The sequence below is a fragment of the Streptomyces canarius genome, assembly GCF_014650735.1.
GTDB lineage: Bacteria > Actinomycetota > Actinomycetes > Streptomycetales > Streptomycetaceae > Streptomyces > Streptomyces olivaceoviridis.
This window is the reverse complement of record NZ_BMVN01000056.1, coordinates 38,960-47,433: the sequence shown is the minus strand read 5'-3', so window position 1 is coordinate 47,433 and position 8,474 is coordinate 38,960. Positions and strand designations below refer to the sequence as shown.

Sequence of the window (8,474 nt, the reverse complement as noted above, 5' to 3'; positions counted from 1 at the left end):
CGACCCGGTCACCGGCGGCCCTCTCGTCGTCCCGTCCCGCATCTGGCGGCCCGCGCCCGGGGAGGAACCCGTTCCGGCGCCACGCTCCGGCTGACGGCGGGACGGACCCGGCCGGAGTGCCGCCGCTGCGCGGACCTTGTGCTCTGTGCCTGTGCCTGTGCATGTGCATGTCAGCGGCTCCTGGGCTGAGAACGGGCTCCGGCACGACTTCTGTGACGCCATCACTGTCCATGACGACAACAGGACTCGGTTCCGAAGGAGTTGGAAGCCGGCGCGGCCGAACTCCGTGCCGGTGCACGGCCGGCGCCGGTGGTTCGGCACCTGCCCATGGACCCGGCCCTGACCCGGACCGCTTCCACCCCGTCCGCTGTCCAGCTGAGTACGCGTACTCAGGTGCCGTCTGCCGGACTCCTCCATGCTGGGGCGCGAACGCCGGACCGCCTCGGGGGAACATACGCATGGACCACGCCCTGCAACTGCGCACTGCCACGCCTCGCGATCACGACTGGATCCACGAACTGCGCCATCGCGTGTACGCGGAGGAACTCGGCCAGCATCCGGTGGATCCGTCGGGAAGGCTGAGTGACGGACTCGACGGCGACAACGTCTATCTCGTGGCCGCGCGCGGCGAGACGCGGATCGGCTTCGTCAGCCTCACCCCGCCGTGGGTCGGCCGCTACTCCCTCGACAAGTACCTGACGCGCGAGGAACTGCCGGTCCTGACCGAGGAGGCGCCGTTCGAGATCCGCGTCCTGACCGTCGAGGAGCACTGGCGGTCCACCGCGGCGGCGCCACTGCTCATGTACGCGGCGCTGCGCTGGGCCGCGGCGCGGGGCGGACGCCGGGTGGTGGCGATGGGACGCACGGAACTGCTCGACATGTACCTCGCCGCCGGACTGCGGCCGGTGGGGCACACGATCCGCTCGGGCGCGGTCTCGTTCGAGGTCCTCAGCGGCTCCGTGGCCGAGCTGACGAAGGCGGTCGCGGAACGCCACGGCCGGACCCTGGAGCGGCTGCGGACGGGCCTCGACTGGCGGCTCGACATGCCCTTCGCGCCGCGCGCGGACGGCTGTGAGCACGGCGGGGCGTTCTTCTCGGCGATCGGCACCGACTTCCGCACCCTGACCCGCCGTCACGAGGTGGTCGCGGCGGATGTGCTGGACGCCTGGTTCCCGCCGTCCCCAGGGGTCCGCGCGGTCCTCTCGGAGGATCCGGGGTGGGCGACCCGGACCTCGCCGCCGACGGGCGCGGAGGGACTGCTCGCGGAGATCGCCGGGGTCCGCGGGCTGCCGGTGGAGTCGCTGGTCGTCGGGGCGGGCTCCTCCGATCTGATCTTCCGCGCGTTCGGCCGGTGGTTGACGCCCGGGAGCCGGGTGCTCCTGCTCGATCCGGGCTACGGGGAGTACGCCCATGTCACCGAGCGGGTGATCGGCTGCCGGGTCGACCGGCTCCCACTGCGCCGGGAGGACGGCTGGCTGCTCGACCCGGCCCGGCTCGCCGCCGCGACCGGCGACGGACGGTACGACCTCGTGGTGGTGGTCAACCCGAACAACCCGACCGGCCGGCACGCCCCGGCCGACGCGCTGCGCGCGGTGATCGAGGCCTCGCCCGTGCGGACCCGGTGGTGGATCGACGAGGCCTACCTGGGGTATGCCGATCCGGCGGACTCGCTTGCACAGCTGGCCTCGGTCGACGCCCGGGTCGTGGTCTGCACCTCGCTGTCGAAGATGTACGCGTTGTCGGGGGTGCGGGCCGCGTACCTGGTGGCCGGTCCCGAGACGGCCGGGGAGCTGCGACGCTGGACGCCGCCGTGGCCCGTAAGCCTGCCGGCCCAGCTGGCTGCCGTGACGGCGCTGCGCGACCCCGCGTACTACGCGGAGTGCTGGTCCCGCACCCATGTGCTGCGTCGGCAACTGGCTTACGACCTGGCGGAGTTGGACGGGTTGTCCATGGTCGACGAGGGGGTGGCGAACTTCCTCACTGTGACCCTGCCGCCGGACGGACCGAGCGCGGCGCGGCTGGTGCGCGAGTGCCGGCGGTACGACGTTTTCCTGCGTGACCTGTCGCCGATGTCCCCGGCGTACGAGGGGCGGACCGTCCGGATCGCCGTCCGCGACACGGCGGAGAACGCGCGGATCGTGGCGGCGTGCCAGAGCGCTCTGGACGCGCTGCGCACACCGGCCGCGGTGGTCTCGGGCGCGCCGGGACGGGCCTCCCGGTGACGACAGTCGCCGGTCTCGTGCCGTACCTCGGCGGGGCACTGGCGGTCGGAGGCGTCGCGGTAGCGGCGACCCGGCGCCGTGAACTGATGGTCCGCTGGTGCGTGTGGGCACTCGGAGTGCCCCTGGTGACCGCCGCGTTCTGGCTCGGTCCACCGGGGATCGCGGTGCTCACGGCCGTGGTCGGCGTGGTCGCGGTGGCGGAGTTCGGCGGGCTGCTCCGGCTGGGTCCGGTGGACCGGGCGGTGCTGGGCGCGGCGATCGTCGGACTCGTCCTGACCGCCTGGCTGGCCCCCGAGGAGGTGCTCCGGGTGGCGGCGGCCGGGGCGCTTGCGATCGCCGGGGTGCCGTTGTTCTCGGGCGACGCGGAGCACGGACTCCGCCGCCTGGGCGCGGGCCTGCTGGGGCTCGTGTGGCTGGGCGTCCTGGCCGGCCTCGTATCGTCCGGCGCTCTCGGCCTCGTCCTGTTCGTGGCCGTGTCGATCGCCGACATCGTCGCGTACGCGGCGGGCCGCCGTCTCGGCGGCCCCCAGCTCTCCCCGCTGTCGCCCGCCAAGCGGTGGAGCGGCACGCTGGCCGGGGCCGCGGCCGGGCTCTTCACGCTGGCCGTACTGTCCTCCCTGACGTGGCAGGCGGCGGTGGCCGTGGCGGTCGGCGGCCCGCTCGGGGACCTGCTGGAGTCGATGGTCAAGCGGGGCGCCCGCGCCAAGGACGCCGGCCGGTGGCTGCCCGGCTCCGGTGGCATCCTGGACCGGATCGACTCCCTCCTTGTCGCTCTGGCGGTGCTGTTGGTGCTGGGGTGAGCCCACGGGGCGGCGGCTTCCTCCGCGGCAAGCGGCTCCGGCTCAACTTCTGCGACGCTGCCACTCCGAGTGACAGGCAGGCCGCTCTGAGCCGCACGTGAAGGCGCCCCGCGCCCACTTGCGCGTCCGTCAACGGCACACGAACTCGCCGTCGTCGCCGTGGGTGAGGGCGACCTCGGTCCTGATGCTGGTGCTGGTCAGCCGGATCTTGCGCTGAGTCGCGGCATGCCGCAGGGCGCCGAGGAAGCAAGCGGACCAGCCGGCGGCCAGGAGCTGCTCGGGGTTGGTCGCCGTACCGGCACCGCCGAGCTCCTTGGGGGACGGCAAGGCCCGTCTCCAGCAACCCGTCGGAAAAACGCACACGACGAGTCATACGGCACCTGTCGACCGGAACTCGTCCTCCGAGTCACTGGTTTAGATGGTGATGCACGCCATGGATCACCTAAGCATCACGTGTCAATGCGGTGACTGAAACTGTGCCGGCGAAGTGCGCCATGTCGCTCCTTGAGACCCCCGGAGGGTGTACGGGCTGACGGCACGACGACCGGCGCCGACGTTCGCGCGGCCAAGGGCCCCTGCCGCGCGTGGTATTGCGGCTGGCGGCGGGACGACCGGTCCGGCGGACGGCCTGCCCGCTCTGCCGTCGAAGCCGCGGGCCTGTCGCACCTGTATCCCGACGCCGGCGCACCCTGGAGGCCCGCCGCCTTGCACGCGGCCGCCCACCCTCAATCCGGGATCGCGGATCTCGGGGTGCTGTTGAGCGAGGTCGGGAAAACTTTGCTGGCTGTGCATTATGAGTACGTGACTCCGTAGTGGACGGGACGGCGTTGCTCGACCGCAAACGGGCCGCCACCTGCTCGCACCTCAGCCAGCTCAAGGGCGAGCGACCGCTGCCCGCCCCGCTGTCCCGTACCCACGACCGGCGACGGTGGCGCATCCTCGCCACCGGGTACCACACCCGACTCGGCTCCCCTGCGACGGCCCGACCACCTCACGTCTCACGGTCAGTCCGCCCCGGCCCTCGGTGAAGTCCCTTCGCGTCACGCATGCGCGCCGGACGTCACCGCGTGGCCCGCTCCACCTGGGTACGCATCAGCGCTGCGTACACCACCGCCGTCACCACGACTCCTGCCGGCAGCGCCACGTCGACGCCGCCCAGGGCTTCGGCGACCGGGCCCGTGTACAGGGTGTTCACGCACAGGGCCGCCGCGCCTGCCCCCGCGGCGAGGGCGAGGGCGCCGGCTGGGTTGACGCCCGCGCGGTACCAGAAGGGGCTGCCCGGGCGTTCGTCGGCGAGCGCGGCGGCGTCGTAGTGGTTGCGGCGCAGGGCGATGTCGGTGGCGTAGACCGTCATGGCGGGGCCGAGGAGGACGACCGTCAGCTGGAGGACGTCGGAGACGGTGTCCAGGAAGTCGGAGACGAGCAGTGCGTAGAGGGTCAGGGCGACGGAGACCGTGCCGTCGGCCAGGACGCTGACCGTGCGGCGTACACGCAGGCCGACGGCTTGCAGGGCCAGTCCGGCGCTGTAGGCGGTCAGGGCGTTGATGGCGATGGTGCCGAGGACGAGGGCGAGCAGGAAGACGGGCTCGAACCAGCCGGGCAGGATTGCGGCCAGGGCCGTCTGCGGGTCGGTCATGTCCACCGCGGTCGCGGCGAGGGCGCCCAGCGAGCAGACGGCGACGCTGGGCACGAACGCGCCGAGGGCGGTCCAGCCGGTGATCGCCTTCGCGGAGGCAGTGCGGGGCAGGTAGCGGGAGAAGTCGGCGCTGGTGGTATACGACAGCGGGCCGGAGGCGATGAGGGTGACGCCCGCGAGGACGGTGGCCCACAGGTCGGTGCCGGTCAGCGGCGCGGCGGGCACCTGCCCGGGGTCGGCGTGGTCCACGACGAAGACAGCGACGACGGCGAACACGGCGGTCAGGACGAGGGTGATCGGCAGGTACAGCCGGACGATCAGGGCGTGGCCGTAGACGCTGACGGCGAGCGTGAGCGCGGCGATGGCCACCACGACGGCCGCCTGAATGCCGGTGCTCAGGGGGAGGCCGGTCTTGCGCACCAGGGCGAACGCGGCGGACGCCGCGGCGGCGAGGTTGAGCGCGAAGTAGCACACAGAGATCAGCCAGCCGGTGACCGCGTTGTTCAGCCGGTTGCCGCGGACGCCGTACACGGCCCGGGTGATGACCTCGCTCGGTGCTCCCGCCGCCGGTCCCGATATCGCCAGGAAGCCGGTGAGCAGCCAGAACAGGTTGCCCACCACGATGACGGCGACGGCCTGCCAGAAGCTGAGCCCCATCAGCACCAGCGCGCCGCCGACCAGCAGGCTGAGGTAGTTGACGTTGGCGGCGGCCCACACGGCGAACAGGTCCCGGGGCCGGCCGCGGCGCTCGGCGTCGGGGATGTGGTCGATGCCGTGCGCCTCGACGCGGGCGGCGCCTCCGGGCGGGGCGGTCCGGCCGCCGTCGAGGTCGTCCTGGTGCGGCTCAGGGGTCGTGGACACCATGCGGTCCCTCCGGGGGAACTGGTCGGTGCGGGATGGCGGTCCGGGCCGGCCGCCGGGGGAGTGCCCCGACCCGATTATTGGTCGGGCACCCAATAAAGTTGCTTATTGGCCGCACACTCAATAGCATCCTCGGCATGTCGTCAAGCGTTCAGCGCAAACGCGTCCGCAAGGACCCGGCCGCCCGACGTGCGGAGATCGTCGCCGCTGCGGCGGCTGTCGCCCTGACAGAGGGGCTGGAGTGCGTCACCCTGCGGCGGATCGCCGAGGAACTCGACGTGCGGCCCGGCCTGATCAGCCACTACTTCCCGTCCGTCGAGGACCTGGTCGCCGAGGCGTTCGCCGACGCCGCGACCGCTGAGATCGACGCGCTCATCCCCGAACGGCGGGAGGAGGGCACGCCGACCGCGCACCTGGCCCGCTTCCTCGCCCGGACCACGGGCGAGGCGTATGACGCTGTCAGCCGTCTGTGGATCAACGCGCGGCATCTGAGCCGGTACCGGGAGGTGCTGCGCGAGCAGGTAGCCCGGCAGGAGAGGGTGTGGCGCACCCGGCTGGAGGGGCTCATCCGGGAGGGTGTCGAGGCGGGCGAGTTCCGCACCGACGACACACTGGTGACGACCCTTCAGATCCTCATCGTCCTCGACGGGCTCGGCGCCGACGCCAACATCGGCAACGAGGACCTGCCCGAGGCCGTGGTCCGGATGGCGTTCACCATCGCGGAACGTGAACTCGGTCTGGAAGCGGGCGCGTTGAGCCGCCTCGCCGATACGCCCGCCGCTGGCGGGTCTGGCTGACCCGGAGTACCACCGACCGGCCGTCGCCCCCCCCGCGCTGGTGCCGCCCCGCCCACCCCGCACCCCTGCCCGCGCCCGTCCCTGCCGGTGCTCCGCCCTTGCCTCGCGTCCACCACCCCTTGCCCCTCACCCGTACTGCCTTGAAGGAGCCGTTGTGCCCGCTGACCTCGTCCTGCTCTCCGCCCGGCTGCTCGACCCGGGTACCGGTGCGCTGCTGCCGCACACCGCGCTCGCCGCCGAGGGCGGGCGGATCACCCTGCTCGGTGACGACCGTGAGACACGGGCACTGGCCGGACCCCGCACCACGGTGATCGACCTCGGGGGCGCGGTGGTCACCGCCGGTCTGACCGACGGGCATCTGCATCCGGTCTCCGGTGCCGAGCGCACGATGGGCGTGGACCTGTCGGGGTGCCGGGACCTGGCGGCCGTTCGCGCCGCTCTCGCCGACGCTGTGGCGCGGCTTGCCCGCGGTGCCTGGCTGCGCGGCTGGGGCCTGGACCCGAACGCCTTCGAGGGCGCTCCGGTCGCCGCCGCCTCCCTGGGACCGGTCCTGGACGGCGTACCGGCCCTGATCGACCTGTTCGACGGGCACTCGTTGCTGGCCAGCCCGCGGGCGCTGGAGCTGGCCGGGATCGACGGACCGCGCCGTTTCGAGCAGGCCGCGGAGATCGTGTGCGACACCGAGGGACGGCCCACCGGTCTGCTGCTCGAGGACGCCGCCTGCGAGCTGGCCGAGGCGGTCGCGCCCCGGCCCACCGAGGACGAGCTGCGGGCCCGGACCCGCGAGGTGCTGCGCGCCATGGCCGCGGCCGGGCTGAGCGGCGGCCACGCGATGGACGCCAACGGCACGACCCTGGCGACCCTCGCCGCGCTGGAGGACGAGGACGCGCTGCCGCTGCGGCTGCGGGTGGCGCCCTGGTGCCAGCCGGGCGCGGACGCGGAGGCGGTCGCGGAGCTGGTGCGGCTCCAGGGGACGGGCGGCCGGCTGTGGCGCATCGCCGGGGTGAAGCTGTTCATGGACGGCACGATCGACAACGGCACCGCCTGGCTGGAGCGCCCCGACTGCCACGGCGAGTCCACCCACGCCTTCTGGCCGGACCCGGCGCGGTTCACCGAAGTGATCGCCGAACTGCACGCGGCCGGCGTACCCACCGCCACGCACGCCATCGGCGACGCGGCGGTACGGCACATCCTGGACTCGGTGGAGAAGGCACGGGCCGCGCACGGGCGGCCCGTGCGGCACCGGGTGGAACACATCGAGACGGTCCCGGACGACACCGTGCGGCGCTTCGCCGCGCTCGGCGTCGTCGCGTCCATGCAGCCCACCCACTGCTGCGAGTTCACGCGAGCCGACCACACCGACAACTGGTCGCGGCGCCTCGGCGAGGAGCGGGCCTCGCGCGCCTTCCGCTGCCGCGACCTGTGGGAGGCGGGGGCGCGGCTGGTGCTCGGCTCGGACTGGCCCATCGCACCGTACCCGCCGCTGGGCGTGATGGCGGGCGCCCGGCACCGCCGCCCGAGCGACCTCTCGCTGCCCCCGCACGGCCCCGGCCAGGCACTCACCCCGCTCCAGGCGCTCCAGGGCATGACGGTGAACCCGGCCTGGGCAGCGGGCGAAGAACAGCGCGCGGGCCGGGTGGCGGTCGGCCACCGCGCCGACCTCACCGTTCTCGCCGACGATCCGCTGCGGGTCGCGGACGCGGACCTGGCGGCGCTGCCGGTGCTGCTCACGGTGACCGACGGCCGGGTCACCCACCGCGCGGCGGAACTTTAGCGCGGGCGGTCGCCGCGGCTTACGCAGCAGGTGCACCACGGTCGCCACCGTCGCCGCGATCACCAGCTGCTCGAACAGCCGCTGGTTGATCCGGTGCACCGCCCGCTTGCCGAGCAGCGCGCCCGGCACGACGAAGACCACGAGCGCCGCGTCCAGCAGCAGCGAGCGGCCGTCGACCAGGCCGAGCCCGGCACGGAAGGGAGGCCGGGCGGCTGGCCTTCAGACCTCGTCGGCAGCAGCCCGTCACCGCCGCCCGCTGGGCACGACTCGCGGGCGACAGCTGGTCCGACCATCTCGCCGACCGCCGGACATAGCGTGTATGTCGCCAGGTTCCCTCGGAAGACGCCATGGTACGAGCCTGCGCGATCCGCGGAAGAACGGGCC

General features: G+C 73.2%; 6 protein-coding genes and 1 pseudogene. 4 read left to right on the top strand and 3 right to left on the bottom strand.

Annotation, left to right across the window (positions count from 1 at the left end; genetic code table 11):
- The first annotated feature begins 458 nt into the window (after positions 1-458).
- Positions 459-2,222, top strand: coding sequence for a histidinol-phosphate aminotransferase family protein (locus tag IE294_RS40330; protein ID WP_189894359.1), 1,764 nt, complete (start codon positions 459-461; stop codon positions 2,220-2,222).
- The gene (locus tag IE294_RS40325; protein WP_189894358.1) at positions 2,219-3,022 is read left to right on the top strand and encodes a phosphatidate cytidylyltransferase; all 804 of its coding nucleotides are present in this window, start codon (positions 2,219-2,221) and stop codon (positions 3,020-3,022) included. Before IE294_RS40330 ends, IE294_RS40325 begins: the two co-directional genes overlap by 4 nt.
- A gap of 129 nt (positions 3,023-3,151) precedes the next feature.
- Here the strand turns inward: IE294_RS40325 and IE294_RS49455 are convergent, their stop codons facing one another.
- Complete coding sequence (locus IE294_RS49455) at positions 3,152-3,349, bottom strand: OsmC family protein (RefSeq protein ID WP_306433519.1); 198 nt, start codon at positions 3,347-3,349, stop codon at positions 3,152-3,154.
- A gap of 733 nt (positions 3,350-4,082) precedes the next feature.
- The gene (locus tag IE294_RS40315) at positions 4,083-5,522 is read right to left on the bottom strand and encodes a purine-cytosine permease family protein (RefSeq protein ID WP_189894357.1); all 1,440 of its coding nucleotides are present in this window, start codon (positions 5,520-5,522) and stop codon (positions 4,083-4,085) included.
- A 134-nt stretch (positions 5,523-5,656) separates the two neighbouring features.
- Between IE294_RS40315 and IE294_RS40310 the strand changes: the two genes are divergently transcribed.
- Together IE294_RS40310 and IE294_RS40305 are read left to right on the top strand one after the other, a co-directional pair.
- On the top strand, positions 5,657-6,316 hold the full coding sequence (locus IE294_RS40310) for a TetR/AcrR family transcriptional regulator (protein WP_189894356.1): 660 nt from the start codon (positions 5,657-5,659) through the stop codon (positions 6,314-6,316).
- A gap of 154 nt (positions 6,317-6,470) precedes the next feature.
- Entirely contained in the window at positions 6,471-8,090 is a 1,620-nt protein-coding gene (locus tag IE294_RS40305; RefSeq protein ID WP_189894355.1) for an amidohydrolase, read from the top strand.
- Positions 8,091-8,114: 24 nt separating this feature from the next.
- Here IE294_RS40305 and IE294_RS48270 read toward each other — a convergent pair.
- Positions 8,115-8,300: pseudogene (locus tag IE294_RS48270) on the bottom strand (sulfite exporter TauE/SafE family protein); the annotation flags it as partial.
- Positions 8,301-8,474 lie beyond the last annotated feature (174 nt).